Annotated in this window: 28 protein-coding genes; 22 read left to right on the top strand and 6 right to left on the bottom strand. The window is 67.4% G+C overall.

Translation table 11 applies throughout. The features are described 5' to 3' along the window. Positions 1 to 10: 10 nt before the first annotated feature. From ACJEIK_RS00640 to ACJEIK_RS00670, 7 genes are read left to right on the top strand one after another with little or no spacing between them, the layout of a single operon-like run. Entirely contained in the window at positions 11 to 1,630 is a 1,620-nt protein-coding gene (locus ACJEIK_RS00640; RefSeq protein WP_061000442.1) for a virulence factor Mce family protein, read from the top strand. Then, positions 1,630 to 2,817: a virulence factor Mce family protein gene (locus tag ACJEIK_RS00645; RefSeq protein WP_179967710.1), complete on the top strand. Its 1,188-nt coding sequence runs from the start codon at positions 1,630 to 1,632 to the stop codon at positions 2,815 to 2,817. The genes ACJEIK_RS00640 and ACJEIK_RS00645 overlap by 1 nt, the downstream gene beginning before the upstream one ends. A gap of 3 nt (positions 2,818 to 2,820) precedes the next feature. Then, positions 2,821 to 4,380 (top strand): virulence factor Mce family protein, encoded by a 1,560-nt coding sequence (locus tag ACJEIK_RS00650; protein WP_061000440.1) that lies wholly within the window; start codon positions 2,821 to 2,823, stop codon positions 4,378 to 4,380. Next, positions 4,350 to 5,021 carry a hypothetical protein gene (locus ACJEIK_RS00655; protein WP_061000438.1) on the top strand — a complete coding sequence of 224 codons (672 nt, stop codon included), beginning with the start codon at positions 4,350 to 4,352 and terminating at the stop codon, positions 5,019 to 5,021. The genes ACJEIK_RS00650 and ACJEIK_RS00655 overlap by 31 nt, the downstream gene beginning before the upstream one ends. After that, positions 5,018 to 5,989 carry an RDD family protein gene (locus tag ACJEIK_RS00660; RefSeq protein WP_073694004.1) on the top strand — a complete coding sequence of 324 codons (972 nt, stop codon included), beginning with the start codon at positions 5,018 to 5,020 and terminating at the stop codon, positions 5,987 to 5,989. Before ACJEIK_RS00655 ends, ACJEIK_RS00660 begins: the two co-directional genes overlap by 4 nt. Beyond that, positions 5,989 to 6,552 (top strand): mammalian cell entry protein, encoded by a 564-nt coding sequence (locus ACJEIK_RS00665; RefSeq protein WP_226520322.1) that lies wholly within the window; start codon positions 5,989 to 5,991, stop codon positions 6,550 to 6,552. Before ACJEIK_RS00660 ends, ACJEIK_RS00665 begins: the two co-directional genes overlap by 1 nt. Before the next feature lie 14 nt (positions 6,553 to 6,566). Then, the gene (locus ACJEIK_RS00670; RefSeq protein ID WP_409430859.1) at positions 6,567 to 7,373 is read left to right on the top strand and encodes a mammalian cell entry protein; all 807 of its coding nucleotides are present in this window, start codon (positions 6,567 to 6,569) and stop codon (positions 7,371 to 7,373) included. A gap of 850 nt (positions 7,374 to 8,223) precedes the next feature. Here the strand turns inward: ACJEIK_RS00670 and ACJEIK_RS00675 are convergent. After that, positions 8,224 to 9,330, bottom strand: a complete 1,107-nt coding sequence (locus tag ACJEIK_RS00675; RefSeq protein ID WP_064858557.1) for a phosphodiester glycosidase family protein — start codon at positions 9,328 to 9,330, stop codon at positions 8,224 to 8,226. Between the two features lie 170 nt (positions 9,331 to 9,500). Beyond that, on the bottom strand, positions 9,501 to 10,259 hold the full coding sequence (locus tag ACJEIK_RS00680) for a pirin-like bicupin family protein (protein ID WP_061003827.1): 759 nt from the start codon (positions 10,257 to 10,259) through the stop codon (positions 9,501 to 9,503). A 76-nt stretch (positions 10,260 to 10,335) separates the two neighbouring features. Between ACJEIK_RS00680 and ACJEIK_RS00685 the strand changes: the two genes are divergently transcribed. From ACJEIK_RS00685 to ACJEIK_RS00710, 6 genes are all read left to right on the top strand, one after another. Continuing rightward, positions 10,336 to 10,770, top strand: a complete 435-nt coding sequence (locus ACJEIK_RS00685; protein ID WP_064858556.1) for a MarR family winged helix-turn-helix transcriptional regulator — start codon at positions 10,336 to 10,338, stop codon at positions 10,768 to 10,770. A gap of 69 nt (positions 10,771 to 10,839) precedes the next feature. Beyond that, positions 10,840 to 11,220, top strand: a complete 381-nt coding sequence (locus tag ACJEIK_RS00690) for a hypothetical protein (RefSeq protein WP_064858555.1) — start codon at positions 10,840 to 10,842, stop codon at positions 11,218 to 11,220. A 234-nt stretch (positions 11,221 to 11,454) separates the two neighbouring features. Continuing rightward, positions 11,455 to 12,072, top strand: a complete 618-nt coding sequence (locus ACJEIK_RS00695; protein WP_064858554.1) for a hypothetical protein — start codon at positions 11,455 to 11,457, stop codon at positions 12,070 to 12,072. After that, positions 12,069 to 13,691 (top strand): hypothetical protein, encoded by a 1,623-nt coding sequence (locus ACJEIK_RS00700; protein ID WP_064858553.1) that lies wholly within the window; start codon positions 12,069 to 12,071, stop codon positions 13,689 to 13,691. The genes ACJEIK_RS00695 and ACJEIK_RS00700 overlap by 4 nt, the downstream gene beginning before the upstream one ends. A 51-nt stretch (positions 13,692 to 13,742) precedes the next feature. Further along, complete coding sequence (locus tag ACJEIK_RS00705; protein WP_043985653.1) at positions 13,743 to 14,519, top strand: SDR family NAD(P)-dependent oxidoreductase; 777 nt, start codon at positions 13,743 to 13,745, stop codon at positions 14,517 to 14,519. 229 nt (positions 14,520 to 14,748) lie between these two features. Further along, entirely contained in the window at positions 14,749 to 15,672 is a 924-nt protein-coding gene (locus ACJEIK_RS00710) for a DUF4349 domain-containing protein (RefSeq protein WP_060999192.1), read from the top strand. 346 nt (positions 15,673 to 16,018) lie between these two features. Here the strand turns inward: ACJEIK_RS00710 and ACJEIK_RS00715 are convergent, their stop codons facing one another. From ACJEIK_RS00715 to ACJEIK_RS00725, 3 genes are all read right to left on the bottom strand, one after another. Next, positions 16,019 to 17,146 (bottom strand): NDMA-dependent alcohol dehydrogenase, encoded by a 1,128-nt coding sequence (locus ACJEIK_RS00715; RefSeq protein ID WP_267324439.1) that lies wholly within the window; start codon positions 17,144 to 17,146, stop codon positions 16,019 to 16,021. Between the two features lie 173 nt (positions 17,147 to 17,319). After that, on the bottom strand, positions 17,320 to 17,622 hold the full coding sequence (locus ACJEIK_RS00720) for a DUF732 domain-containing protein (protein WP_060999194.1): 303 nt from the start codon (positions 17,620 to 17,622) through the stop codon (positions 17,320 to 17,322). 101 nt (positions 17,623 to 17,723) lie between these two features. Beyond that, positions 17,724 to 18,755 carry a sigma-70 family RNA polymerase sigma factor gene (locus tag ACJEIK_RS00725; RefSeq protein ID WP_135357658.1) on the bottom strand — a complete coding sequence of 344 codons (1,032 nt, stop codon included), beginning with the start codon at positions 18,753 to 18,755 and terminating at the stop codon, positions 17,724 to 17,726. A 60-nt stretch (positions 18,756 to 18,815) separates the two neighbouring features. Between ACJEIK_RS00725 and ACJEIK_RS00730 the strand changes: the two genes are divergently transcribed. The 5 genes from ACJEIK_RS00730 (at position 18,816) to ACJEIK_RS00750 (ending at position 22,354) form a co-directional block, all read left to right on the top strand. Continuing rightward, positions 18,816 to 19,655: an alpha/beta hydrolase gene (locus ACJEIK_RS00730; RefSeq protein WP_406783916.1), complete on the top strand. Its 840-nt coding sequence runs from the start codon at positions 18,816 to 18,818 to the stop codon at positions 19,653 to 19,655. A gap of 13 nt (positions 19,656 to 19,668) precedes the next feature. Beyond that, the gene (locus ACJEIK_RS00735; RefSeq protein WP_409430860.1) at positions 19,669 to 20,706 is read left to right on the top strand and encodes an alpha/beta hydrolase family protein; all 1,038 of its coding nucleotides are present in this window, start codon (positions 19,669 to 19,671) and stop codon (positions 20,704 to 20,706) included. Positions 20,707 to 20,867: 161 nt separating this feature from the next. Next, complete coding sequence (locus ACJEIK_RS00740) at positions 20,868 to 21,044, top strand: hypothetical protein (protein WP_162563285.1); 177 nt, start codon at positions 20,868 to 20,870, stop codon at positions 21,042 to 21,044. Positions 21,045 to 21,116: 72 nt separating this feature from the next. Then, positions 21,117 to 21,866, top strand: coding sequence for a DUF2786 domain-containing protein (locus ACJEIK_RS00745; RefSeq protein ID WP_060999201.1), 750 nt, complete (start codon positions 21,117 to 21,119; stop codon positions 21,864 to 21,866). After that, complete coding sequence (locus tag ACJEIK_RS00750) at positions 21,863 to 22,354, top strand: TIGR04338 family metallohydrolase (protein ID WP_133425789.1); 492 nt, start codon at positions 21,863 to 21,865, stop codon at positions 22,352 to 22,354. Before ACJEIK_RS00745 ends, ACJEIK_RS00750 begins: the two co-directional genes overlap by 4 nt. Positions 22,355 to 22,493: 139 nt before the next feature. Here the strand turns inward: ACJEIK_RS00750 and ACJEIK_RS00755 are convergent, their stop codons facing one another. Continuing rightward, on the bottom strand, positions 22,494 to 23,498 hold the full coding sequence (locus tag ACJEIK_RS00755) for a DUF4331 family protein (RefSeq protein WP_267324440.1): 1,005 nt from the start codon (positions 23,496 to 23,498) through the stop codon (positions 22,494 to 22,496). Positions 23,499 to 23,583: 85 nt separating this feature from the next. Here ACJEIK_RS00755 and ACJEIK_RS00760 point away from each other — a divergent pair, with 85 nt between their 5' ends. From ACJEIK_RS00760 to ACJEIK_RS00775, 4 genes are all read left to right on the top strand, one after another. Beyond that, complete coding sequence (locus ACJEIK_RS00760; protein ID WP_409430861.1) at positions 23,584 to 24,249, top strand: O-methyltransferase; 666 nt, start codon at positions 23,584 to 23,586, stop codon at positions 24,247 to 24,249. Continuing rightward, positions 24,249 to 24,644, top strand: a complete 396-nt coding sequence (locus ACJEIK_RS00765) for a hypothetical protein (protein ID WP_409430862.1) — start codon at positions 24,249 to 24,251, stop codon at positions 24,642 to 24,644. The genes ACJEIK_RS00760 and ACJEIK_RS00765 overlap by 1 nt, the downstream gene beginning before the upstream one ends. A 78-nt stretch (positions 24,645 to 24,722) precedes the next feature. Then, on the top strand, positions 24,723 to 26,063 hold the full coding sequence (locus tag ACJEIK_RS00770) for an FAD-binding oxidoreductase (protein ID WP_409430863.1): 1,341 nt from the start codon (positions 24,723 to 24,725) through the stop codon (positions 26,061 to 26,063). After that, positions 26,060 to 26,806, top strand: coding sequence for a DAPG hydrolase family protein (locus tag ACJEIK_RS00775; protein WP_133425791.1), 747 nt, complete (start codon positions 26,060 to 26,062; stop codon positions 26,804 to 26,806). The genes ACJEIK_RS00770 and ACJEIK_RS00775 overlap by 4 nt, the downstream gene beginning before the upstream one ends. The last annotated feature ends 28 nt before the right edge of the window (positions 26,807 to 26,834 follow it).

Raw genomic sequence — 26,834 nt, forward strand, 5'->3', positions numbered from 1 at the left:
GGCCGCCACGATGTCGACTGTTTTCAGCATCCGAAACATCAAGAAGCCGAACCTGTCCAAGGGGACGGTCATCGGTGGTGCGCTCGCGCTCGTGGCGATCGTGCTGCTCGGTTTCTTCGGTCTGCAGCTGTACCGCAAGATGACCACCACCACGGTGACGGCCTACTTCCCTGAGGTACTCGCGCTGTACCCGGGTGACAAGGTTCAGATCATGGGCGTCGAGGTCGGTGCCATCGACACCACCGAGCCGCACGGCGATCAGATGAAGGTCGTCTTCCACTACTCGAATCACTTCAAGGTGCCGCAGAACGCGTCGGCGTCGGTGTTGAACCCGAGCCTCGTCGCGTCCCGCGTAGTTCAGCTCTCTCCGCCGTACACCGGTGGGCCGACGATGGCTGACGGCGCCGTGATTCCGAAGGAACGCACCCAGATTCCGATCGAGTACGACGAGCTGCGCAATCAGCTGACGCGCATCCTCGCCGAACTGGGTCCGACCAAGGAGCAACCGAAGGGCCCGTTCGGCGACATCATCGAGTCGTTCGCCGACGGCTTCGAGGGCAAGGGCGCGCAGTTCAACAAGACCCTCAAGGGTCTGTCGGATGCGGTGAACACCCTGAACCAGGGCCGCGGCGACTTCTTCCAGGTGATCAAGAGTCTGGCGGTGTTCGTCAACGCGCTGCACCAGAGCGATCAGCAGTTCGTGTCGCTGAACAACGACCTGGCGTCGTTCACGAACAAGTTCACCAACACCGACCAGGAGCTGGCGTCGGCGCTCAAGGATTTGAACCAGGTCATGGCGACGACCCGGAGCTTCCTGGACAAGAACGGCAGCGTCCTGGCCCACGACATCAACAACGTGTCCGAGGCGACGACGGCCATCCTGCAGCCGGAGCCGCGGGACGGCCTGGAACGTGCGTTGCACGCCTACCCGAACTTCCTGGCCAACCTCGAGAACATCTACTCGCCGGCGACCGGCGGTGTGATCGCCTCCGGTGTGCTGCCGGGCGTGACCAACTTCTCGAACCCGTTGCAGTTCATCTGCAGCTCGATCCAGGCCGGTAGCCGATTGGGTTACCAGGATTCTGCGGAGCTGTGCGCGCAGTACCTGGCCCCGGTGATGGACGCCATCAAGTTCAACTATCTGCCGTTCGGTATCAACATGGCGACCACCGCCATGACGCTGCCGAAGTTGGTCACGTACTCGGAGCCGCGCCTGCAGCCCCCGGGCGGATACAAGGACACGACCGTGCCGGGCGTGTTCTCGCCTGACACCCCGTGGTCACACGGCCAGCACGAGGCGGGCTGGATCACCGCACCGGGCATGCAGGGACTCAAGGTCGGACAGTCGACCCAGGACCTGCTGACGCCGGAGTCGCTGGACGAGCTCATGGGCGGCCCGGACATCATTCCGCCGACCGGTGGCGTGAACATGTCGGGTCCGCCGAATGCCTACAACGAGAGCAGCCCGCTGCCCCCGCCGTGGTACCCGCAGCCGGGACCGGTCTCGCCGCCGCGACCGGGTAATGATCCGAGCCCGATGAGTGCCATGGCACCTGGGCCCGCCCCAGGACCGGCTCCGGCGCCCGCGCCGGCCGGACCCGCACTTCCTGCCGAAGTTGGAGGCCAATGATGACCGGGTCCATGGGGCCGAAGTCACCCTCGGCATCGCGGCACCGCGGTGGGTGGGCGCGTAACGCCCGCCGGGTCGGTGTGTTGTCGGCGGCGGCGCTGATCCTCAGCTCCTGCGGCTGGCGGGGTATCGCCAACGTGCCGTTGCCCGGTGGTCCGGGCACGGTGGACGGCCACTCGACGATCTACATCCAGATGCCGGAAACGTTGGGCCTCAACGCCAACAGCCGGGTCCGGGTGGCCGACGTGTTCGTCGGCCGGGTGCGTGCGATCGAGCTGAAGAACTGGGTGCCCACCCTCACGGTGGATCTGAACCCCGGTATCAACCTGCCGCGCAACGTGCAGGCCAAGATCGGGCAGACCAGCCTGCTGGGTGCCCAGCACCTCGAGCTGGACCCGCCGGCCGACCCGTCGTCCCAACCGCTGCGCAACGGCGACACCATCGAGTTGAAGAACTCGTCGGCGTACCCGACCATCGAGCGGACGTTGGCCGGTATCTCCGGAATCCTCAACGGCGGCGGTGTGCCCAACGTCGAGAAGATCCAGTCCGAGGTCTACAACATCCTCAACGGGCGCGCGGATCAGATCAAAGAGTTCCTGCACCGGTTGGACACGTTCACCGACGAGATCAATCAGCAGCGCGAGGACATCACGCGGGCCATTCGCTCCAGTGACACATTGCTGAAGGTCGTCGCGGATCGCAACGACACCCTTGATCGGGTGCTGACCGAGACGCCGCCGCTGATCGAGCACTTCAACAAGACCCAGGACCTGTTCTCGAACGCCGTGCTGGCGCTGGGCCGGTTGTCGAAGGCCGCGGACACCACGCTGTCGAACAGCAACGCGAACCTGCACACCAACCTCGCGACGTTGCAGCGGGCGCTCAAGCAGATCGCCAAGACGTCACCGAACCTGGTGCCGGCCATGAAGCTGCTGTTCACGCTGCCGTTCCCGATCGACAACATCCCGAAGGTCATCCGCGGCGACTACATGAACCTCTCGCTGCACCTGGACCTGACGCTGAGTGCCATCGACAACGGCATCCTGACCGGCACCGGTCTGTCGGGGATGGCTCGGGCTCTGGAACAGTCGTGGGGCCGTGACCCGGCGACGATGATCCCGGACGTCCGATTCACCCCGAACCCGGCCAACGCACCGGGCGGCCCGCGAATCGAAAGGGGCGAGTGACCGATGCTTACCCGTTTTCTGAAGATTCAGCTGATCATCTTCAGCATCGTGACCGTGACGGCTCTCGTCGGGCTGTCCCTGGTGTACCTCAAGCTGCCGACCTACCTCGGTGTGGGCATGCATCGGCTGTACGCCGAACTGCCCAACTCGGGCGGCCTGTACAAGACCGCCAACGTCACCTACCTGGGTAACCAGGTGGGCAAGGTGCTGGCCGTCGAGCCGACGGCCACCGGCGCGCGGGTGACCATGGACGTCAACAACGATGTGGACATCCCGGACAACGTGCAGGCGAACGTGCACTCGGTGTCCGCGGTCGGTGAGCAGTTCATCGATCTGGTGCCACCGGAGAACCCGTCCAAGCGTTACCTCACGTCTGGTCAGACGATCACCAAGGGTTCCGTCCCCAAGGAGGTCGGTCCGGCTCTCGACGCGACGCAGAACGCGCTCGCCTCGCTGCCGAAGGAGAAGATCGGCGCGCTGCTCGACTACACCACGGAGGCGGTCGGTGGGCTCGGCCCGTCACTGCAGCACCTGGTCGACGGCACCCAGGCGCTGGCGGGGGACTTCAAGGACAACCTCGGCTCGGTCGACGACATCATCCAGAACTCGGCGCCGATCATCGACAGCCAGGTCAAGTCCGGCGACGCCATCTCGCGGTGGGCCCGGAACCTGAACGTGCTGGCCTCGCAGTCGGCCCAGCAGGACGCGGCGCTGCGCGGCGCCATCCAGCAGGGTGCCCCGACAGCTGACCAGCTGAACGCGGTGTTCAGCGAGGTCCGCGATGCGCTCCCGCAGTCGCTGGCCAACGTCGAGATCGTCCTGGACATGCTGAAGCGGTACAACAAGGGCCTCGAGCAGGTGCTCGTGGTGCTGCCGATGGCCGGTCCCCTCGTCGACTCGCTGACCGCGGTGTACGAGAAGGAACTGCCGATCAACGTGGCGCTGGGTATCAACCAGCCGCCGCCATGCCTCACCGGCTTCCTGCCGGCGTCGCAGTGGCGGTCCCCGGCGGACACGTCGACCGCCCCGCTGGAGTCGGGCCTGTACTGCAAGATCCCGAAGGACGCCCAGAACACGGTCCGCGGTTCCCGCAACCTGCCGTGTGTGGACAACCCGGCGAAACGCGCGGCAAGCCCCATGGAGTGCCGCGACAACAAGCCGTACGAGCCGCTCGGTACCAACCCGTGGTACGGCACCCCGGACCAGATCGTGAACTGCCCGGCCCCGGCCGCGCGTTGTGATCAGCCGGTCGACCCGGGCAAGGTGATCCCGGCGCCGTCGATCAACAACGGGTTGAACCCGCTGCCGGCCAACATGCTGCCGCCGCCGGAGCGTGCGTCGGCGCCGTCCAGCGACCCGATCAGCGCACCGGGGCAGGGCACGGTGGAGTGCAGCGGGCAGCAACCCAACAAGTGCCTCTACACTCCGGCAGCAGGACCAGAGGCCACCTACAACCCACAGAGCGGTCAGGTGGTCGGACCGAATGGTGTGAAGTATTCGGTCAGTAACTCGAGCAACCCAGGAGACGACGGATGGAAGGAGATGCTGGCACCAGCCAGCTGAACCCCACCGATGAGCAGGACGTCACGTCCCAGGACGTGGTGACGACCGAGCCGTCTGCCGAAGAATCGATCGAGGCGCACGCGAGGAGCAGTTCGGGATTGGCGCCGGGCGAAACCGGTGAATCAGAGGGTGCGCAGCGCCCCGCCCGGATCGGGCGGGGCATTGCCCTGACGGTGTGCCTTGCGCTCGTCGTGCTGGCCGCCGCGGTCGGCACGGGCGGTTGGTTCGCGCTGAAATCGCATCGTGAGAGTCAGGCGCTCGCGGCGAACGAGACGGCCGCCATCGCGGCCGCCAAGGACTGCGTCACGGCGACCCAGGCACCCGACACGTCGGCCATGATCGCCGCGCAGACGAAGATCATCGAATGCGCCACCGGCGCGTACCAGACGCAGGCGTCGTTCATGAGCGGCATCACGCTCGAGGCGTACAAGGCCGCCAACGTGCAGGTGCAGATCTCGCAGATGCGGGCGGCCGTCGAGAAGCACAACGATGACGGGTCCATCGACGTCCTGGTCGCGGTGCGCGTGAAGATCAACAACAGCGCCGAGAAGGACAAGGAAGTCGGTTACCGGATGCGGGCGCAGATGGCACCGGTGGACGGGAAGTTCAAGGTGGCCAAGCTCGACCAGGTCACCTCGTGACGGTTGGTCAGGAGACGACGAGCGCCGAGGCAGTGAGCACGGGGTCCGAGTTGGAAGCGGCACCGGCGTTGGCCTCGTGGCCGGCGCGGGCCGGCGCTTTCGCGCTGGACGTGGTGCTGGGCGTGGCGATCATCGCCGTCATGGCCCTGCTGGGCTATGCCGCCCGGGCCGACTGGACGCTGTGGGTGTACGCCGCGGTGGCGACGGTGGCCGCGGCCGCGGTCCTGGTGAACCGGTGGCTGCTGCCGTCGATCACCGGATGGAGCGTGGGCCGCTCGCTGTTCGCCATCCGGGTGGAGCGGGTGCCCGCCGGCGTTCCCGCCGGTATGGGCCGACTGATCCTGCGTGACCTCGCGCATCTGTTGGATACCGTCGCGGTGCTGCTGGGCTGGCTGTGGCCGCTCTGGGACCCGCGGCACCGTACTTTCGCAGATCTGTTGCTGCACACCGAAGTTCGCGTCGTCCCGGCGCCCGAGGGAGACCCCGCCCGGCGGGCCGGGCAGGTGCTCGTGGCCGGTGCCCTGGTCTGTGTGGCGGCGGTGGGGCTGAGTTATGGCGTGCAGTTCCGGCACGACCGCGCGGTCGACGAGGCGCGGAACCAGATTTCCGAGCAGGGTCCCAAGATCGTCGAGCACGTCCTGAGCTACGGCATCGACACGTATCAGAACGACTTCAAGACCGCCCAGGCGCTGGTCACCGACGGTTACCGCGATCAGCTGATCAAGCAGCAGCAGGCGGTGAGCAAGAAACCGACGACCAACCAGTACTACGCGGTGAGCAGCGCGATCCTCAGCGCCGGCACCGATCAGGCCACGATGCTGCTGGCGCTGCAGGGGCAGCGCGGCGTCGACGCCAACACCCTCCGGTTCATCACCGCCACCGTCCGGGTCGACTTCGTGAAGTCATCCGACGGCAAGTGGCAGTTGTCGAATCTGACGGTGCTCAAGAGCCCGCGGGGAGGACGCTGATGAGTCCGCGTCGCAAGATCGATGCTGCCGAGCGTTTCGTCGCCGGTGACTACTTCAAGGCTGTGGCGGCGGTACCCCGCCGCGTGGCGTTGGTGGTGATCGCCTGCGTCACAACGGTTTTGGTGATCGCCGCGATCGCGGCCAGCACCTACCTGCTGGTCCAGCACGAGAAGGACGTGGCGAGTCAGGCCAAGTCGGCGGCCGTGCTGGGCTATGTCAAAGAGTTCATGACGGGCTTCACCGCGGTCGACCCGTTCCACGCCAACGCCTACGTCGAGAAGATCGCGGGGCAGTCCGCCGGCGAGTTCGCCAAACAGTTCAAGGACAAGCACGACCAGATCCTCATGCAGGTGGCGCGTGCACAACCGGCGGAGGGATCCGTCGAAGACGCGGGCGTACAACGGTGGAATGACGACGGCAGCGCCGACGTGCTGATCGCGATGAAGCTGACGACGACGACGCCGGACGGCAACGCGACCGTGGAAAGCGGCTCGCGTTGGGTGGTAACGGCTACGCAGGAAGGGCAGCAGTGGAAGATCAGCCGCATGAATCCGGTGATGTGACCCCCGGGGAGTCTGTGGCCGATTCTCCGCAGGGGACGGCCGACGCCCCGCAGGGCAAGGCGGCCCGGCGCCGGCACCGGCTGCCCCGGCAGAAGGCCGTCGACACCGCGGCGGCCGAGGACGCTACCGATGGCGCTGCGCCGGCTGATGAGGCTTCCGAGGCTTCCGAGGCTGCCGACGACGCCGTCGCGGCAGACGAGAAGCCGGAAGATGCTGCCGCACCGGAAGAGTCGGACAGCGCAGCGGCTGACGAGGTAGCCGACGAGGAGCCCGGAACTGCGCCCGTGGTGCTGGTGCCGCATCGCCCCGCGGGCCGCAGGCTGCTGGCCGCGGGTGTCGTGGCGGCGGCCCTGTTCGTCGGTGCTGCCGCGTTCGCGGGTGCCGCCGCGCAGCCTTATCTGGCGGATCGCGCCCTGGTCCAGAGCAAGTTCGAGGTCGCCAAGACCGCTGCTGCGGCGGTGACGACGTTGTGGTCGTACTCGCCCAACGACATGGACAAGTTGGCGGACCGCTCACAGCAGTATCTGGCCGGCGGTTTCGCCGAGGAGTACCGCAAGTTCGTCGATTCGATCGTCGCCAGCAACAAGCAGGCCCAGGTCACCAACCAGACCAAGGTGATGGGCACAGCGGTGGAAAGTATCAGTGCAAATGAGGCCACCGCGATCGTCTACACCAACTCCGTCGCGACCAGCCCGCTGACCAAGGGCATCCCCTCGCTGCGCTACCTGTCGTACCGGCTGACCCTGAAGCGTGCCGGCGCTGATTGGAAGGTCAGCCAGATGAGTGCCCTGACCAAATTGGATCTGACGCCCCAGCTGTAGCCGATGGGTCTGTGCAGCGCGTTTGCCTGAATTGATGCGTACTGCCTGTCAGCACACTGTGAATACCGGGCCTTTGCCTATGTTGCGAAGCTGCCGGCGACGGTCGGCGGCTGTCAACTATGGCCTGAATCACGTTTGGACCTGCATGAGTACGACGTCACAGCAACTGTCGCGTCAATATATGCCAAGGCGTGGAACTGCTGGGCGAGGGAAGTTTGAGCCGTCCAGCAAACTATATTTACGCGGCAAAAATTTGCTGCTGATGCGGCGACCCAAGGCCGATGTGAGCCTCCGGGAGCCGATTGCCAAATCTGGGAAAGCGGCTGGTCAAGATGCATGTTGGAGCTGCGATGCATTAATGTTACCGTCCGGCGGACGACGGTGCCGCCGGCCCGGCGGCGGTGGCCTTGACCAGATCGGCCGCTCCGAATCCGGTGCCGCTGCAATTCAACTCGGCCGGCGTCACCGGCCCGCGCGCGAAGCCCCAGGGCCCTCACCAGTCGGCCGGTGACAACGACGACGCCGACGAGCAGCCGGCCCACGAGCCACAGGCACAGCCCGACACAGACCCCGACGCCGAGCCCGAGGCAGAAGAGCCCGAGACCGATACGGAGGCCGATCTTCAATCCGATCCGCAGGCACGCGGGGAAGCGTTCGATCTCCAGACCGGTGGCGGTGGGCCGCTGTGGGCGTCGCATGGCGAGGAGGACGAGCCGCGCCAGGCCGCGGGCGGATGCGGAACGTCCCCGGCGGGCTGCTCCGAGATCGAGCAGGAGTCGAAAAGCGCTGGCGCCAAGGCTGATTCCGGTGCCTGCGGCACCGGGGGAGCGGCGGCCTGGCGCCTGACGCATCAGGCGAAGCCGAGCCAGCCGGGGAGTGCGCGTTCTCTGGAGTCGCACAGCACTGCCGGGGTGTCGCAGGAACCGCGCGGCGTACCGGATCCGGCCCAGCGGCCGCCGGTGTCGCGGCGCAGCACGATGGCGGAGGAACCGCCGCCGTCCAGGAGGATGGCGGCGTCGCTGCCGAGCGCCCGGAACAGGTCCTGGACTTGATCGGGCGTGTAGCTGCCGCCCTGGAAGATGTACATCTCGTCGCGGCTCCGCACGTATGCCAGCGCGGTGCGGGCGGCGCTGGGGCCACCGTCGTTCAACTGGCTGGTGTCGCCAGGTGCCAGCAGGCCGATGCCGCTGACCGCGACGAACCGGGCGCCCTGGTTCACCAGGTTGTTGATCGCGCCGGTTGCGGCATTGAAATCGCTTGTGCTGCTTGGCGTTATCATGTACGGCGCGCCATCGGACGGAATGACCATGGTGCTCAGCGCAGTCCACACCTCGTTACCGCCGGACAGTCCCTGCTTGCCGGCGTAGGGGATGGTGCCGGTGACGGCGGCGTTGGCGCGGCCCTGGCCGCGGGTGTTGTCGACGTAGGCGCCCAGCGGCGAACTGCACCCTGTCGAGGTCCACGACCCGCCCTGCTGGCCACGGATGTCGAAGAAATTGGCGTTCACCGCGATGGTGGGCCGGCCCAGCGCCTGCCACGCCTCCAGCGGTGTGAAGACCTCGGAGGCCTGCCACAGTCCCTCGGCGGTGCGGGCGCGGGGATCGCGTTCGCAGCGGGATTGGATGCCGCGGTGGGAGTCGACGAGCAGGCGCGGGTTCATGCGCTGCGACGCTGCTTTGATGACGAGCAGATGGCCGCCGTTGCCCGACTCGTACCAGTTGCCCGCGGCGTTGAGCAAAGGCGCGGGGTGGTCGCCGCCGAAGTTGTACACCAGGAAGCTGCCGCGGTAGTTCGTGATGGCGTTGACCAGCAGCGAGCGGCCGTCGGCGGCGTGCGCTGCCGGTGCTCCGGCTGTGCCGGCGAGACCGGCGGCCAGGGTCAGAACCGTTGTGTGCGTGAGCAATTGCCGCAGACGGTGGACGACGCCGCGTCGGGAAGTCGACCCGAGAAACGACATTGTGGCCCTTCCTCCGGTCCGATACAACGACCTTCAGCGTAGCCACAGCAAACACTCTGTCAACTTTGGTCACGCCCGCATCACGGGGCGGTGACGGATGAATCACCTTGGTGGACACAGCAATTGGCCCCGCTGCCGACCGGAGTCGGAGCGGGGCCATGAGGGCAGGGTTACGAGCCGAGCAGATCGGTGTGCATTTCCCACACCAGAATCTCGGCCGGTGTGGTGGCGGTGACGCGTTGCCCGCCCGACGCCGTCAGCCGCACGGCATCGCCTTCCTGCAGTGGCCCGGCGCCCTCGAGCGCCACCTCTCCACGTGCCACGAACAGGTGCAGGTACTTCGCCGACGGCAGCTCGACGCTGTCGCCGGGCTCCAGCCGCGCGCCGTGCAGCGCCGCGTTGCGCTGGCCGATGGTGATGGCGGTGTCGTTGGAATGGCCGGGCATGCCCGAGGCGATGGTGACCAGCTTGCCGCGCAACAGCTCGTCGTCGATCTCCAGCTGTTGGTAGCCCGGCGTCTTGCCGGACTCGTCGGGCACCACCCACATCTGCACGAAATGCACCGGCTCGCTGTGTGATTCGGCGCCGGTCAGGCGCCAGGAGTCGTTCTTCTCCGAGTGCAGGATGCCGCGTCCGGCGGACATCCGTTGGGCCAGCCCGGGGTAGATGACGCCCGAGTTGCCGGTGGAGTCCTGGTGCACGAGCGATCCGCGCAGCACCCACGTGACGATCTCCATGTCGCGGTGCGGATGGGTCTCGAAACCCGAACCGGGGGCGACGCGGTCGTCGTTGTTCACCAGCAGCAGGCCGTGGTGGGTGTTGGCCGGGTCGTAGTGGCCGCCGAATGAGAACGAATGTTTCGAGTCCAGCCACGAGATGCGGGTGGCGTCGCGGTCGGCCGCGCGACGGATGTCGACTGTTTCGGTCATGTCGTCCCCTGTCGTTGTCGGTGAGCTTAGGTGTCGCTACTGGACGGCACAACATAAATGATGTGTCATATATTTCATGTGGCTGACCGACGACCAACAGCACCTCTGGCGGGCCTATCTGGCAATGAGCGGCCGCCTGCAGCTGACGCTGAACCGGCAGCTGCAGCGCGACCACGGGTTGTCGCTGGCGGACTACGACGTGCTGGTCGCCCTCAGCGAGTTACCGGACTGCCGCATGGGTCAGCTCGGTACCCATCTGGGGTGGGAGCAGAGCCGGGTGTCGCATCAGCTGGCGCGCATGCGCTCGCGGGGGCTGATCGAGCGATCCGGGTCGACCGATGACCGGCGCGCGGCCGTCGTCACCCTCACCGCCGAGGGGCGGGACGCGCTCGAGGCCGCCGCGCCCGGGCACGCCGAGTTGGTGCGCTCGGTGGTGTTCGACGGCATGAATCGGTCGCGGGCGGACGCGTTGCGGCGGTGGACGGCGACGGTGCTGCAGCGACTGGACTGAACGGACCCGGGGAGCCGAGGCGAATTCGCGGCTACAGTAGGGACCGTCGGGTTTGCGGGGAGGATTCACGTGAAACATTCGGTCGCCACGATTGCGACAGCGGGCGCGCTTGTCGCCGGGTTGGCATGGCTGCCGGCCCCCCAGGCGCACGCGGAACGCTGCATTCCGCTGGACGGTACCCCGATGGTGCTCAAGCGGGAGAAAAGCTTCGGCATCGGAAAAGACCTCGATATCAACCGGACCTACACCTATGCCGATGGCATGGTGAATTGGACCATCGAGCAGTCCGGCGGCGTCAAATACAACACCGGTTTCGGTTTCGGTGCACGGATCAACGCGGTCTACATCCCCGAACTGAATTCGAGCGGATCCGTTCCGGGCGCCCCGGGCGAGCACGTGAACATCGACAGCTTCCATTTCCACGAGACCGTGCTGGTCTGCCCGCAGTAGTCATGCGCCAGCGCGTTTGCTGGCCCGTCGGCAGCCCGTGCCGGCATATGACACAACCGTCAATTCGCCGGAAATTGGCTGGTACGGCGGTGTTAGCGTCCTGTCGTCGCAGTCAATATTGCGGGATGGGGCGGGGCACATGGGTGGCAGGCAACCAGCATCACCAGCGGTCTGACCGGCGGCCTGTCCGGCGGCGCGCTGGCCAACGGCCTCGGCGGCACGCTCACCGGTGCATTGAGCGGCATCGTCACCGGCAACCTCGGCGATCTGGTGAACCCACTGCTGCAGGCCGCGGGTTTCCAGGACGCCGCGGGCAACATCGGCGTCGGCACGCTGCTCGACCTCGCCGGGTTGAACCTCGGCAGCCTCGTCGACAGCAACGCCATCTCCGTGACCACCGCAGGCCCGGCCTTCACGCTGGCCAGGCTGCTGGGCGTCGACGTCGGCTGGACCCCGGGCACCGAAACGGCCATCGCAGACCGCGTCAACAACACGGCGTACCTCACGCTCGGCACCGACACCCTGAAGGACGCGCTGGCGACCAACCTCACCAACGCACTCAATACCGGTGCACTGGCGACGAGCCTGACGCCCATCCTGACCACCGCACTCACCAGCACTCTGACGAGCTCACTCACCACCTCGCTGACGACTGCGCTGACCAGCGCCCTGACCAGCACCGTGGACGGCACGGTCGGCAGCACCAGCACTCTGACCACGGCACTGACGACCGCCATCAGCACCGCCGTCGGCGACCTGGGCCTGAGCTACGTGCCGATCCCCTCATCGGCGGTCTGGTCACCGGCCTCACCGATGGGACGAGTATCAGCACTTTGGTCAACAGCACCGTGAGCAGCACGGTCACGAGCGTCGTCGGGACCGTGGTCACCGGCGCCACCAGCGGACTGTCCGGCACGGTGTCCGGGGCGTTGACGGGCGTGCTGAGCAGCGCGGTGCTCGGCGTCGTCGACGCCATCCCGTCGCTGGACGTCGGGTCGGTCCGAGTGCCCATCGTGGTGGCCAGCGGCCTGGGCGCGTTCTCGGCCGGCGCGGCCTACCGGGACGTGCTGGCCAAGTTGTCGTCGCAGCCGGGCGGGCTCAACTACACGGGTGCCACGTCGATCGCCGGCAGCCTGACCCTGTTGCCGGAGATTCTGCTCAACAACGCGGGCCGCGCCAATGGCGGTGTGCTGGCGCGATTCTCGTCATTCCTGCGGATGCTGGGCATCAACGCCGTCACCCCGGACGTCGCGATCACCAGCAGCGGCGGCACCGCGCTCGGCGGTACCGGGCTGGCTCTCGGCGGTGCGAACCTGGTGCCCGTCAAGATCGACGCGACCGTCGAGTACCAGCCGCTGTCCGACTTCGCGGCCTGGGCGAACCCGGTGACGCTGTTGAACAACCTGGCCGCGGGGCTGATGCCGACGTACATCCTGCGCGGCGTCGACCAGGCCACGGCGGCCGGTCAGCTGATCACGCAGCTCGAGTCGATGGTCACGAATCTGGCGGGCGGCGGTTCGGCCAACACCAACATCTACCTGACGGCCGCGGCGAACCAGCTGCCACTGCTGGAGCCGGTCTACCTCGCCGGTGATGCGTTGAACCTCGTCGGCCTGACGCCTGTCGGGAACGTCGCCTACCGGTTGGGCAACGCGCTGTCGCCGGTCCTGACCAGTCTGGTGAATCTGGGCTACTCGGACGCGTACTGGGATGCCGCTTCGGGTCAGTACCTGCGCACCCTGAACACCGCGGCCACCCCGGTGCAGTTCGGGACCCTGCCGCACATCGACTGGTCGAAGGTGGTTCCCCGCCTGATGACGTCACTGGTCACGGGATTCGAGAAAGCGTTCACCGGCCCGGTCTCGATGCCGAACGCCATCTCGCAGGCGATCTCGGTGATCAGCAAGGGCGGCAACCTGTTGAGTCTGGGTGCGCTGCCGTCGTCGGTCGCCGCAACCCCGACGCCCACCGCGGTCGCGGCCTCCGCCCCGGCTGCGACGACCAACAAGTCCAAGCCATCGACGCCCACGGCCATCGCCGCGACGCCCACCACCGCGGCGACCGGCACGCAGACGACGGGCACGACAGCGACCGAGCCGGCATCCACGACGCCCGCCGAGTCCCCGTCGGCTGAACCGACGACGAAGGACCTCACGAAACCCAAACATGCCAAGGACGCTGCCGCCGGGCCGACGGCGGCGACGGGTGCGGCGAACGACAAGGCGGCGCCGGACGACAGCAAGCCCGTCGACGCGACCAAGGGGACGGACAAGGGCGAAGGCAAGGCGGGCAAGCCCAAGACCACCAAGACCACCAAGGCGCCGAAGCCCAAAGGCAATGCAGAGAGCGCGGATTCGTCCGCGACGAAAGCCGACGCCGACAACGCGGGAACAGGCCGGCACCGGGCCCCGTCGTCGACCGGCGGCAAGCACCGCGCGCCGGAATCGGGTAGCGGCAAGCACGCCGCCTGAGCTTTGCCAGGTCCGTCCCGGTGAGCGGACGGCCTCGCATACGCTGTCGGCGTGGATATCAATGGAGCTAGCGCGGTCGTCACCGGCGGCGCGTCAGGAATCGGTGCGGCTGTTGCCCGTCAGTTGGCCGCCAAGGGTGCCCGGGTCGTCATTGCCGACCTCCAGGCCGAGAAGGGCGAGGCGCTCGCCAAGGAGATCGGCGGCGTCTTCGTCACCGTCGACGTCACCAACACCGAGCAGATCATCGACGCGGTCAAGACCGCCGCTGACCTCGGCCCGCTGCGTGCCCTGGTGAACTCGGCCGGTGTCGGCTGGGCCCAGCGCACCATCGGCAAGGACGGCGAGTTCGAGTCGGCGCACAACCTGGACCTGTACAAGAAGGTTCTCGACATCAACCTGGTCGGCACCTTCGACTGCATCCGCATCGCCGCCACCCAGATGAGCAAGAACGACTTCACCGAGGCCGGTGAGCGTGGTGCCATCGTCAACATGACCAGCGTCGCGGCGTTCGACGGCCAGATCGGCCAGGCCGCGTACTCGTCGTCCAAGGGTGGCGTCGTGGGCCTGACCCTGCCGGTCGCGCGCGACCTGTCGGCTGTCGGCATCCGCGTGAACACCGTGGCCCCCGGCCTGATCGACACCCCGATCTACGGCGAGGGCGAAGCCTCGGAGGCCTTCAAGGCCAAGCTCGGCGAGTCGGTGCTGTTCCCGCACCGCCTGGGCAAGCCCGAAGAGCTGGCCTCCATGGTCGTCGAGCTGCTGACCAACTCGTACATGAACGCCGAGGTCGTCCGCGTCGACGGTGGCATCCGGATGCCTCCGAAGTAGTAGTCCCTCAGCCGGTTTCGAAAACCCCCAATCCCCAACGGGATTGGGGGTTTTCGGTGTTTTGGGACGGGAGCGCCGACGCGATCCGATGAAACCTTCGCAGCGGCGGCCAACGCAACTGGACGGCGGAGAAACCGGCCTCGTGGCGCCGTGCAGTTGCGTTCGGCGCAACCCGTGGCTGGACATTCCCCACCGAATTCCTGTGAAACCGTCGGTACGCTGGGCAGGCATGAGTCGCATGCGGTTCCGGCCGATCGCTTTTCTCGCGTTGTTGATCGCCTCATTGTGGTTGGTGGCCGGGTGTAGCGGCGGCAACTCGACGCGGCATTCCGAGTCGGCGCCGGCGGCGGCGCCGCTGAAGGGCGGGGCCGGTGCGGACTTCAAAGGCGGCGCCCCGGAGGCGCCCGCGCCGCCGGTCGATCCGGCGCGCGATGTCGTCAAGACCGCGTCACTGATCCTCGTTGCCGCCGACCCGGCAGCCGCGGCGGACAAAGCCACCGCGATCGTCGACAAGGCGGCTGGTCGAGTCGACGAGCGCTCGGACGACGCCGGGTCGACGTCCGGCCGCGCGAGCGTTCACCTGGTGCTGAGAGTCCCCGCCAACGGGCTCGACGCCGCCCTGGCCTCCCTCAAGGGACTCGGGACTGTTCAGACACTCGAGGTCAAGACCGACGACGTCACCGCACGCCGCGTCGACCTCGACGCCCGGATCACCGCGCTGAAGACGTCGGTGGACCGGTTACTCGGAATCATGCGGGACTCGAAAGACCCCGATGCGCTGATCAAGGCCGAGGACGCACTGTCGTCGCGGCAGGCCGAGCTGCAGAGCCTGCAGGCGCAGCGTGACACCCTCCGCGACCAGATCACCTACAGCTCCGTCGATGTCCAGATCACCGCTGAGCGCACCGGCGGTCCCGCGCCGGAGCGCTATCACGGCTTCTTCGGACAGGTCGAGCGAGGCTGGGATACGTTGTGGGCCTTCGGTTCTCACCTGGTCCTGGCTTTCGGCTTCCTGCTGCCGTGGCTGATTCCGCTCGCGGTCCTCGGCGGGGCGCTCTACGTCTTCGTCAAGTGGACCGGCTCGCGTCACAAGAGCAGCGCACCGGCAGAGCCCGATACGCCGTCGGAGCCCACTGTGGACTCACCGCAGTAGCTATTAGTCGAGTGCCCGCAACCGCGCGTTGACCGCGAACCTACGCACATGCTCACTCGAACTTCTACGCGCTCAGTTCGCACTCAACGCCCACGCGAGATGAAAGCCGGGGCGGAGAAATCCGTGGGTTCAGTCAATTCGCACTGGCGGCCATTGTGATTGAAGTCAGGTAACGCTCCAGGCTGCCAGAGGTCCATGAATGCACTGACCATCGGCAGATCGCCACTTCGATTGCATTCAGGTACTTTTCCGGCCGAGCCGGGGGGACGTCCTGACGGCGGCGGAAACGCGAAAACCCCCAATTTCCAGGAAAATTGGGGGTTTTGCGACTGTTCGCGAGAAACAGTTACCAGTCGGACTCGTCGAAGGTGACGACGCCGCGAATGTTGTTGCCGTCCAGCATGTCCTGGTAGCCCTGGTTGATGTTCTCGAGCTTGTAGGTCCGCGTGATCATGTCATCGATGTTCAGCAGCCCGGACTTGTACAGCGCGGCCAGGCGCGGGGTCTCGATGTGCGAGCTGCCGCCACCGAAGATGTTGCCCTTCAACGTCTTCTGCAACATGGTGAACAGGAACAGGTTCAGCTTGACGTCGGCGTCCATCATCGAGCCCATGCCGGTGACGACGCAGGTGCCGGTCTTGGCCGTCAGGATCATGGCCTCTTCGATGTACTCGCCCTTCATCTCGCCGACGGCGATGATGACCTTGTCGGCCATCAGGCCCCAGGTGAGGTCGATCATCGGCGCGATGGCCTCGGTCATCGAGGCGTACACGTGCGTCGCACCGAACTTGATGGCCTGCTCGCGCTTCCACGGGTTGGGGTCGATGGCGATGACGTGCTTGGCGCCCGAGATCACGGCGCCCTGCAGTGCGCTCATGCCGATGCCGCCGACGCCGACGATGGCGACGGTCTCACCGGGCTGGACCTGGGCCACGTTGGTGGCCGAGCCGAAGCCGGTCGGCACGGCGCAGCCCATGATGGCGGCCGACTCGAACGGGATGTCCTTGTCGATTTTGACGACAGAGTCCTTGTGGACCGTCATGTACGGCGCGAAGGTGCCCAGCAGGTTCATTGCCGCGACCTCTTTGCCGCCGGCGGTGTGAATGCGGTTGGTGCCGTCGGCGATCGCCTTGCCACCCAGCAGGACGGCGCCGCGGTCGCACAGCGAGCGGAAGCCCTTCATGCACGGCGGGCAGGAGCCGCAGGCCGGGATGAAGGCGAGGATGACGTGGTCGCCCTCTTCGATGCCGGTGACGTTCTTGCCGACCTTGGTGACGACGCCCGCGCCCTCGTGCCCACCGAGACAGGGCAGCGGCATCGGGGTCGCGCCGGTGGTCAGGTGGTAGTCGGAGTGGCACATGCCGGCGGCATGCATCTGGATCTGTACTTCGTCGGCAACAGGGTCACCGAGGTCGATCTCCTCGACCTGGAACGGGGAGTTCACTTCCCACAGCAGAGCGCCTTTGGTCTTCATGACGAAGATCATAGCCACAAAGTAGGAACACGTTCCAGAATGATGGTATAGAGGCGCTCTGAACTGCGTAGATGGTAACTAAGAACCTACTCGCCAGTCACCTGCAGACTAGGGTGGCTAGTGTCCCGCGGCGCTCGTCGCCCGGCCGGCGTCGACGCCGCGCCCGGGCTGAACTACCCGGCCGCGAAGTCGGGGCACAGGTGCGTCGTCGAGGCGCTGACGAACAGCGCGCCCTGGTTGAAGGCGTACGCCTTCTCGACCACTGTCATCTCGTCGAGAACCGTGACGCCGCCGCGCAGGTCTTTGCAGACGCCCTGGCCGGCCGCCACCATCTGGTCGGGCGTCTTGCCCGGCAGGGTGGCCCCGTTGATGCTGATTTCCTCCAGGAACGAGCCGGGGCTCGCGGTCGCCGCCGGGGCCGCCAGAACGGCAGTGGCTGCGGTGAGCACGGCGGCACCGAGCAACACGATTTTCATGATCGATCCCTTTCGTCAGCAGGTCACGAGGCTGTGCCACTGAACGTATCGGCGATCGACACGTGGAGATATAAGGGAGATCCCTACCGTTTGGGTAGCGGTCAGAGGCTGGGCGCGAGCCCGAACTTCTCGAACAGCGTCGGGTCCATGAACGCGACGACGTGCGAGATACCGTCGGCCTTGATGTCCAGCACGTGCAGCTGGAACGCCTCGTGCCGGCCGGTCTCGGGGTTGCGCATGTACATGCCCGCGGCGGACTGCCCGTTGGCGGTGGTGACGACGAACCGCATGTCGCCCGGGTGCTCGGCAGGGCATTTGAACCGGGACAGCTCGACGATGTCCCGCGGGCCGGAGTACCAGGTGTCGAACGGCGGCATCTCCCACACCGAATCGGCGGTGAACAGCTTGACCAGCGCATCCATGTCGTACGACTCGAAGGCATTGACGTACTTGGCCAGCAGGTCCTTGGCTTCGTCGGACTCCGGGGCGACCAGGACGTCGTCCTGGCTGGGGCCGACGGCGTCGAGCTGGGCGCGCGCCCGTTGCAGCAGGCTGTTGACGGCGGCGGTGGACGTGCCGACGGCCTCGCCGACCTCGGCGGCCTTCCACTGCAGCACGTCGCGCAGCACCAGAACGGCGCGCTGCCGCGGCGAAAGATGTTGCAGCGCAGCGATGAACGCCAGCCGCACCGACTCGCGGGAGCCGACGATGGTCTGCGGATCACCCGGTGCGTCATGCACGTCGGGCAGCGGCTCGAGCCAGGCGGTGTCGGTGCGCTCGGTGATCTCGGCCTGCGGGTCGGCCGCGGGCTGGCCGAGCCCCGACGGCAACGGCCGGCGCTGACGGCCCTCCAATGAAGTCAGGCAGGTGTTGGTGGCGATGCGGTACAGCCACGTCCGCACCGACGACTTGCCCTCGAAGTTGTCGTAGGCCTTCCAGGCGCGCAGGTAGGTCTCCTGCACCAGGTCCTCGGCGTCGTGCAGAGAACCGGTCATGCGGTAACAGTGGGCCAGCAGCTCGCGCCGGTGCCGTTGGGCGTCGGCCAGGAACGCGTCCCTGGACAGTGCCGGTGCGGCTGCCGCGTCTTCTCTGAGGACATTCACGTGACCCAGGGTACGCAGGGGGTGTGACATCCGGCGGGCGTCACGGCGGCGACGGACGCGCCCGGGCCGGACCCCGGATATTGTCTCTCCATGGCCACGACCCGCAGCGAACGTAGCTTCGACGGTATCGGCGGCACCAAGATCGTCTACGACGTCTGGGTGCCCGAGACCGACCCGACGGGCGTGGTGGTGCTATCCCACGGTTTCGGTGAGCACGCGCGTCGTTACGACCATGTCGCGCAACGGTTCGGTGAGGCCGGTCTGATCACCTTCGCGCTCGACCACCGCGGCCATGGCCGCTCGGGCGGCAAGCGCGTGCTGGTCCGCGACATCTCCGAGTACACCGGCGACTTTCACCACCTGGTCGGCATCGCGACCGCCGAATACCCCGAGCTGAAGCGCGTCGTACTCGGCCACAGCATGGGCGGCGGCATCGTGTTCGCGTACGGCGTCGAGCACCCCGACGACTATCACCTCATGGTGCTGTCCGGTCCCGCGGTCGACGCCCGGTCCCAGGTCGGCCTGCCGTTGGCGCTGGCGGCCAAGCTGCTGGGCTCCATCCTGCCCGGGCTGCCCGCGCAGAGCCTGCCGTTCGACGCGGTGTCGCGTGATCCCGAGGTGGTCGCGGCCTACAACGCCGACCCGCTCGTCTACCACGGCAAGGTGCCCGCCGGGGTGGGCAAGGTGCTGATCGGGGTCGGCGAGACCATGCCGCAGCGCGCCGCCGCGCTCACCGCACCGCTGCTGGTGGTGCACGGCGAGGAGGACAAGCTCGTCCCGGTGGCCGGCAGCCGCAAGCTGGTGGAGTGCGTCGGCTCGTCCGACGTGGCGCTGAAGGTCTACCCGGAGCTGTACCACGAGGTGTTCAACGAGCCCGAGAAGGCAGTGGTGCTCGACGACGTCGTGAGCTGGATCGAAGTGCGACTGTGACCGGGGTGTTCGCGTGAAATGGGCTGTGCGCCTGCTGGTTTGGCTGGCGGTGCTGGCGCTGGCGGCGTGCGGTTCGGACAAGCCCGGCGGCGGCGGTGACTGGGTCGACGAGGACGTCAGCTTCGTCGCCGACGGCCTGACCATCCACGGCAGCTACCGCCATGTGCCCGGCGCCGCCGCGGCGCCGACGGTGTTGCTGATCTCCGAGAGCGGCCAGACCGACCGCAACGGTGACAACGCCGTCGCCGGCAAGGTCGGCAACATGCGGCAGCTCGCCGAGTACCTGTCCGACAAGAAGGTCGACAGCCTGCGGTACGACAAGGTCGGCACCGGCAAGACCGGCGTCGGCCCGCACGCCCAGAACCTGCGCGACGTGGGCAGCGCGGTGTACACCGCCGGCGCGAAGGCGGCCGTGAAGTTCCTGTCCGAGCAGAAGGGCACCGACACCGCCCGAATCTCGGTGTACGGGTTGGGCGAGGGCACCGTCCACGCGCTGGCGCTCGCGACCGACACCAGTCCGGATGCCCCGAAGATCCACTCGCTCGCGCTGCTGCAGCCACTGGCCGGCCGGTATCTGGACGTCATCACCAACCGGGTGCGGTCGTCGGTCGACGCCGATGTGAAGGCCGGCGCCAAGACGCGGCAGCAGGCCGACCAGGTGCTGAAGGAATGGACCGACGCCGTCGCGTCGACGCGCGCCACCGGGACCCCGCCGGCCAAGCTGCCCGAAGGTCTGAGCGCCATCCTCAACCCTGCCAACGCCAAGGCGGTGCTGGAGGCCGACGCCATCGACCCGCTCGCCCTGGCGGCGAAGCTGCCGAACGGCACTCCGGTGCTGCTGACCTGTTCGGATTCGGACGTCCAGGCGTTCTGCGATGCGGAGCAGCCGCTGATCGCCGCGCTGGCGCACACCGCGCTGACGGTGGTTCCGCTGAAGGGCGTCAGTCACGTGCTGCGCGACGATCCGACCGACAACGTCGCCAACTACGCCAACAAGGCGCCGCTGTCGCCGCAGCTGACCGGCGCGCTGGACGGATTCGTCGGCAAGTAGTCGTCACCACGGTTCAGTCGTGGCGGACAACAGCCCGCGCACCTTGGACTGCGCACCTGTAGGAGGTGTTCAACCCTCATCGGTGGGTATACCTGCAGCACGACGGCTGCCCGGTGCGGTGCCTCGTGGCGCCGTAGGACCGACGAACAGGACGGACTGCCATGACCAAGGATGATCCCGGCTCGCGGGGTACGTACACCGACGCCGACGTCGAGACCGGCGAGGCCAAGCGACCGACCAGCGCCGTCGACGAACTTCGCCGCGCCAGCGCCACCGGCCGTGACGAAACGCCCGACGTCGAAGAGGAACCGGCCGAAGCGCAGGAGCCGCCCGACTGACAGCGGTTGCAAGGACGCCGACGACACGTCGCGCGCGCAGAAACGTCGTATCCGTCCCATAATGTCGCGAGCATGAGTGACGACAAGATGCTGGCGCGGATCGCGGCGCTGCTGCGGCAGGCCGAGAACACCGACAACCCGCACGAGGCCGAGGCGTTCATGGCGACCGCCCAGCGGCTGGCCACCACGACGTCGATCGATCTGGCGGTGGCGCGGGCGCATTCGGCGACCCGGACCGCGGCGCAGGAGCCGGTGCAGCGCACCGTCACCATCGGGGAGGCCGGCACCCGGGGCCTGCGCACGTTCGTGCAGTTGTTCGTGCTGATCGCACGGGCCAACGACGTGAAATGCGACATCGCGTCCAACTCGACGTTCGTCTACGCCTACGGGTTCGCCGAGGACATCGACGCCACCCACGCGCTGTACGCCAGCGTGGTGGTGCAGATGGTCAAGTCGTCGGATGCCTACATCTCGACGGGTGCGCACCGGCCGACGCCGACCATCACCGCCCGGCTCAATTTCCAGCTGGCATTCGGCGCGCGCGTCGGGCAGCGGCTGGTCGACGCGCGCGAGGAGGCCCGGCAGGCGGCGACGGCCGAGAGTGCCGACCAGCCCGGGACAGCGCTTGCGTTGCGCAACAAGGATCTCGAGCTGGTGTCGTTCTACAAGAAGACGTCGCAGGCGCGGGGGAGCTGGCGGGCGACGAGCGCGTCGGCCGGTTACTCGTCGGCGGCGCGGCGGGCCGGGGACCGGGCCGGGCGCCGGGCGCGGCTGGGCCCCAGCCCCGAATTGTCCGGTGCGCGTACGGCTCTGGAGCGATGACCCGGGACGTTCAACGGTCCGCGGTGTATGCCGCTGAGCAGTTCGTGCGTACGTTGTTCGACCGTGCCGGGGAACGCGGCAACCGGGCCGTCGAGTTCTTCGGGACGCAGCTGACGTTGCCGCCCGAGGCGCGCTTCGGATCCGTCGACGCGGTGCGGCGCTACGTCGACCAGGTGTTGGCCATGCCGGCGGTGGCGGCTCGGTGGCCGGACGCCGGTGTGGTGGCGGTACGAGCGCGCCGGGGAGTGACGGCCGCACACTACGAATCCGGTGACGGCGGCGCGGTCATCGCCGTGCCCGAACGCCAATCCACTTGGGCGCTGCGGGAATTGGTCGTCCTGCACGAGGTGGCACACCACCTGTCCGCCGCGGTGCCGCCGCACGGTCCGGCGTTCACCGCGGCGTTCTGCGACCTGGCCGACATGGTGATGGGACCCGAAGTAGGGCATGTGCTGAGGGTGGTCTACGCCAAAGAGGGTGTGCGCTGACCCTTTTCCCCGCGTGCGCTACCCCTTTCCCCGTGCGCTACCCCTTTCCCGCGAGCGTCCGTGTTTGTACCTGGACACGCCGCATTTGGCGTGCACTTTGCGCACGCTCGCGGCCGTCGAGCGTCCCTCTGGTGATCGTCTAATGCGGCGGCCCCAGATACGGGAAGACCTGCAGGGTGTCGGTGTGCGGGCGCAAGCCGGACGGCGGGCAGTCGCCCTTGGTCAGCGAGGCCAGCCGGTAGTCGATGACGTCGTCGGTGAACACCCGCCCGTTCGGGTACTTGGCCGGCAGTGCCGGGTTGAACGTCAGCATGTCGGGCAGGATGCCCTTGGCGTCGACTGCGGCAACCGCCTCCTCGTCGGTGTAACCACCGGTGTGCCCGAGGAGGTGCACGAACATCGGCATCCAGCGGTCCCGGTCGTGCTCCGGCTCGCTCGCGTTGTACTCCTCTTTGGTGTCATCGGTGTTGAAGAAGCTGCTGACCGACGGATGCCCGGCGCGGTCGACGTGCAGCAGCGTGCCGTCGCGGCGGACGCTGCAGCGGCCCCAGATCCGGATGTCGGGCGTGGTGCCCAGCAGCTGCGCGGTCGGCAGTTCCAGGACCATCGAGCACACGTTGGCCTGGGTGTTGGAATCCACTCCGGTCCAAGGGAATTCGCCGCTGAGGTGCAGGGCGGTGAAGTTGCGGCCACCCCTGATGTCGAACAGGTTCTTGATGCCGTCGAAGTCGAAGAAGAAGGCGTCGCTGCGGGCGCCGGCGAAGAACGTGTAGTCGCCGGACTCCGCGATCGCCGGCTCCTTGCCGAACGCCACCTCGACGCCCTCGAAGATCTTGTCGCCCACCGCTTCCGGTGACTCAGCGGCCTCTCCGGTTGCCAGGTAGACATCGACGGTCTGCCGTCCCGAGTCCGGCTCCGAGAAGACATAGCTGAATGCGATGTCGTTGCGCAGGTCGCCGTCGTTGTCGATGGCGAGACGGTAGATCGCATCGGGATGCAGCGTGTCGGCGTTGGGGTTGGCGTTGAGGATCAGCACCGTGCGCGCCGGGTCGGCCGGCGATTGGAACGCGTACAGATCGCAGAGGTCCAGGCGCTGGTCGCCCAGCGGCGGGCCGAGGCTGAGGCCCGTGAAATGATTTGACATAGCCGTCATTCAAGTGGTCGGCGGGCCCCGCCGACGGGGAATCGGCCAATCTGGGGACCTGATTCTCCCGCGCTAACCTGGGGCCATGACGCAACCCGAACCGCAGGCTGTCGACGAGATGTTCAACCGGGTGCTGCACACCGAGGATGACGTACTCGCCGCGGCCCGTCAGTCGGCCGTGACGGCCGGTATGCCGGCCATCGAGGTGTCTGCCCAGCACGGAAAGTTGTTGTCGCTGTTGGCGACCATCAGTGGCGCAACCCGGGTGCTGGAGATCGGCACACTCGCGGGCTACAGCACCATCAACCTCGCGCGCGGTATCGGCGCCGAGGGCCGCGTGACGACGTTGGAGTACTCCCCGGAACACGCCGCCGTCGCGCGCGCCAACTTCGAGCGGGCCGGCGTCGCGGATCAGGTGGAGGTGCTGGTCGGAGCGGCGCTGGACACCCTGCCGCAGCTGGCGGAGCGCGGCGAGCAGTTCGACTTCTTCTTCATCGACGCCGACAAGGAGAACAACACTGCCTACGTCGACTGGGCGGTGCGACTGGCGGCGCCCGGCGCGGTGATCGTCGTCGACAATGTCACGCGCATGGGCCGGGTGCTCGATCCGGCCGCCGATGATCTGCAGGCGCAAGGCGTGCGCAACATGCTCGAGCTGGTGGGCAACCACCCGCGTCTCGAGGCTGCCGCCATCCAGACGGTCGGCGCCAAGGGCTGGGACGGCTTCGCCGTGGCGCGGGTAGGAAAGTAGTGCTCAGGGTCGTCGCCGCGGGACTCGCGCTGGCCGTCGGCCTCGCGCCGACGGCCTCGGCCGACGCGACGCCGCTACCGGAGGTGCCAGTCTCGGCGGGGACGACGTTCGTCGACGATCCGGCGATCGTCGACCCCCATCCGTTGGCCGCGGAGTCCTGGAGCCGGCTGGACCCGGAACCAGCCGTGGCGCTGAATATTTCGCTCGGATCGCCCGACTGCTACGGGGTGCACGCCACCGCGGTGGAGACAGACCGGGCCGTGACGGTCACATTGACGGCCGGCCGGCGGTCGGATCGCGAACGCATGGTCTGCACCATGATGATCATGCCCGGCACGATCGTCGTGCCGCTGGCCAATCCTGTCGGTGGTCGGGCGGTGCTCACGACCGCATAGGTCCGCAACGCGAATTTGACGCAACCGCCGATTCCCGGTGTTACGTTTCGCTGGGGCGTCGAGGCGTGAGGAGTCGCGGTGACAGCTTTGGCCGAGGTCCGACATTTCCGCCGCGGCGACGCGGGCTACGACGAGGCGCGCTGCGAGACGGTGTGGAATGCCCTTGTGCCGCAGCGCTTTCCGGACGTCATCGTGCAGGCATCGTGCACGGCAGACGTTGTGGTGGCGGTCCGGTACGCCGGTGCGAACAATTTGGCGGTCGGTGTCCGGTCCGGCGGGCACAGTTGGTCGGCCAACCACCTGCGCGACGGCGGCATGCTGCTCGACGTGAGCCGGCTGGACACCTGCCGGGTGGATCGCGATGCGATGACCGCCGTGGTGGGGCCCGGAAAAGGCGGCAGCGTGCTGGCGACCGAACTGGAGCAGCAGGGCCTGTTCTTCCCGTCGGGCCACTGCCGGGGCGTGCGGCTCGGCGGTTACCTGCTGCAAGGCGGCTACGGGTGGAACAGCCGCGTGCTGGGGCCGGCCTGCGAAAGCGTGCTGGCGCTCGAAGTGGTCACCGCTGACGGTGAGCAGATTCGCTGCGACGCCGCGCGTCACCGCGATTTATATTGGGCGGCAAGGGGATCCGGTCCCGGGTTCTTCGGCGTCGTGACGGCGTTCCACCTGCGTCTCTACCCGAAGCCTCCGGTGTGCGGCAGCAGCCTGTACGTCTACCCTTTCGAGGCCGCCGACGACATATACGCGTGGGCCCGCGCCATCAGCGCCGACGTGGACCGCCGGGTGGAGCTGCAGATCGTCGCCTCCCGGGCCATGCCGAGTTCGGGCCTGGATACGCCGGGCATCGTGCTGGCCTCACCGGTGTTCGCCGACAGCGACGACGACGCGAAAGATGCGGTGGCACTGCTGGATACGTGCCCGGCCCGGCCACACGCCCTGATGGCGGTGCCGTACGCGCCGACGAACCTGCCCACCTGGTACGACGCGGTGATGAGCAACTACCTGAATGACCACCGCTACGCCGCGGACAACATGTGGACGTCGGCGTCGACGGCCGAGTTGCTGCCGGGCGTGCGGAACATCCTCGAGACCATGCCGCCGCACCCGTCACATTTCCTCTGGCTGAACTGGGGGCCGTCGCCGGCGCGGCAGGACATGGCCTACAGCCTCGAGGACGAGGTCTACCTGGCGCTCTACGCGGGCTGGTCGGACGCCGCCGACGACGAGAAGTACGGCGACTGGGCCCGCTCCAACATGTCGGCGATGTCCCACCTGGCCACCGGCATACAGCTGGCCGACGAGAATCTGGGGGCCCGCCCGGCCCGGTTCGCCACCGACGCGGCGATGGCGCGACTGGACGCGGTGCGCGCACAATATGACCCGGAAGGTCGGTTCTACGCCTGGATGGGACGGAGATGAGCTACCTGGGTTACCGCGGCGACGACGCGGACACACCGTTCGGCAGGTTCTTCAATCCGGAGATGGCGGCGCTGCCACGTCATGTGGTCGAGGCGCTTGAGCATGGGCCGCAGGCCGGTCCGGTGTTGCCCGACTTCGACGATCCGTTGGCCGCGGACGGTTACCAGCAGACCGAGAACGGCTACGGCACGCTGTCCGACGGCGGCTACACCGTCGCCGTCCGCACCGACATGCCTGGTGTGACGCCCGAGATGTGGGACTGGTGGTTCGGCTGGCACGGCTGCGACGCGCGCCGCTACAAGCTGTGGCATCCGCGGGCGCACGTATCGGCGCAGTGGCGCGACGGCCGCGACGATCTGGCCTACGTCGGCCGGACCTCACTGGTCGAGGAGTACCTCGGCTCGTCGCTGAGCTCGGTGGCGATCCAGTTCGTCGATCCCGCTTCGCAAGGGCACGCCGGGCTGGCCATCGTCGCTCGCCTCGGCTCGGCGGACATCCCGGTCGACATCGGCTGGCTCGTCCATCAAGTGCGGCCGACGGCCGACGGCGCCGAGATGCGCTCCAGGTTCTGGATGGGCGGGCAGCACGTCAGCTTCCGTGCGGGTAAGTCCTTGGCAGATCACGCTTTTCGGGTTCTCGCCGCGCGTCAGCTGCCGCACCCGCGCGATCTGCTGGTGCACTGCGCGCAGGAGATGAACCACCTCGCCGGCTTCCTGCCGCAGCTCCACGCGCAGTTCAGCTAGCCGCTGGGATCTACCGCGAGCGGGGTGT

The organism is Mycobacterium sp. SMC-16 (genome assembly GCF_046250085.1).
Classification (GTDB): domain Bacteria; phylum Actinomycetota; class Actinomycetes; order Mycobacteriales; family Mycobacteriaceae; genus Mycobacterium; species Mycobacterium phocaicum.

What these genes read in the sequence shown, in the direction of transcription:
- ACJEIK_RS00750 (WP_133425789.1), top strand. Translation starts at nt 21,863, where the DNA reads ATGACCCGGGACGTTCAACGGTCCGCGGTGTATGCCGCTGAGCAGTTC.
- ACJEIK_RS00665 (WP_226520322.1), top strand. Translation starts at nt 5,989, where the DNA reads ATGAGTCCGCGTCGCAAGATCGATGCTGCCGAGCGTTTCGTCGCCGGT.
- ACJEIK_RS00645 (WP_179967710.1), top strand. Translation starts at nt 1,630, where the DNA reads ATGACCGGGTCCATGGGGCCGAAGTCACCCTCGGCATCGCGGCACCGC.
- ACJEIK_RS00655 (WP_061000438.1), top strand. Translation starts at nt 4,350, where the DNA reads ATGGAAGGAGATGCTGGCACCAGCCAGCTGAACCCCACCGATGAGCAG.
- ACJEIK_RS00725 (WP_135357658.1), bottom strand. Translation starts at nt 18,755, where the DNA reads ATGTCACACCCCCTGCGTACCCTGGGTCACGTGAATGTCCTCAGAGAA.
- ACJEIK_RS00675 (WP_064858557.1), bottom strand. Translation starts at nt 9,330, where the DNA reads ATGTCGTTTCTCGGGTCGACTTCCCGACGCGGCGTCGTCCACCGTCTG.
- ACJEIK_RS00730 (WP_406783916.1), top strand. Translation starts at nt 18,816, where the DNA reads ATGGCCACGACCCGCAGCGAACGTAGCTTCGACGGTATCGGCGGCACC.
- ACJEIK_RS00745 (WP_060999201.1), top strand. Translation starts at nt 21,117, where the DNA reads ATGAGTGACGACAAGATGCTGGCGCGGATCGCGGCGCTGCTGCGGCAG.
- ACJEIK_RS00710 (WP_060999192.1), top strand. Translation starts at nt 14,749, where the DNA reads ATGAGTCGCATGCGGTTCCGGCCGATCGCTTTTCTCGCGTTGTTGATC.
- ACJEIK_RS00775 (WP_133425791.1), top strand. Translation starts at nt 26,060, where the DNA reads ATGAGCTACCTGGGTTACCGCGGCGACGACGCGGACACACCGTTCGGC.
- ACJEIK_RS00760 (WP_409430861.1), top strand. Translation starts at nt 23,584, where the DNA reads ATGACGCAACCCGAACCGCAGGCTGTCGACGAGATGTTCAACCGGGTG.
- ACJEIK_RS00740 (WP_162563285.1), top strand. Translation starts at nt 20,868, where the DNA reads ATGACCAAGGATGATCCCGGCTCGCGGGGTACGTACACCGACGCCGAC.
- ACJEIK_RS00755 (WP_267324440.1), bottom strand. Translation starts at nt 23,498, where the DNA reads ATGTCAAATCATTTCACGGGCCTCAGCCTCGGCCCGCCGCTGGGCGAC.
- ACJEIK_RS00680 (WP_061003827.1), bottom strand. Translation starts at nt 10,259, where the DNA reads ATGACCGAAACAGTCGACATCCGTCGCGCGGCCGACCGCGACGCCACC.
- ACJEIK_RS00715 (WP_267324439.1), bottom strand. Translation starts at nt 17,146, where the DNA reads ATGAAGACCAAAGGCGCTCTGCTGTGGGAAGTGAACTCCCCGTTCCAG.
- ACJEIK_RS00720 (WP_060999194.1), bottom strand. Translation starts at nt 17,622, where the DNA reads ATGAAAATCGTGTTGCTCGGTGCCGCCGTGCTCACCGCAGCCACTGCC.
- ACJEIK_RS00685 (WP_064858556.1), top strand. Translation starts at nt 10,336, where the DNA reads ATGTGGCTGACCGACGACCAACAGCACCTCTGGCGGGCCTATCTGGCA.
- ACJEIK_RS00640 (WP_061000442.1), top strand. Translation starts at nt 11, where the DNA reads ATGTCGACTGTTTTCAGCATCCGAAACATCAAGAAGCCGAACCTGTCC.
- ACJEIK_RS00650 (WP_061000440.1), top strand. Translation starts at nt 2,821, where the DNA reads ATGCTTACCCGTTTTCTGAAGATTCAGCTGATCATCTTCAGCATCGTG.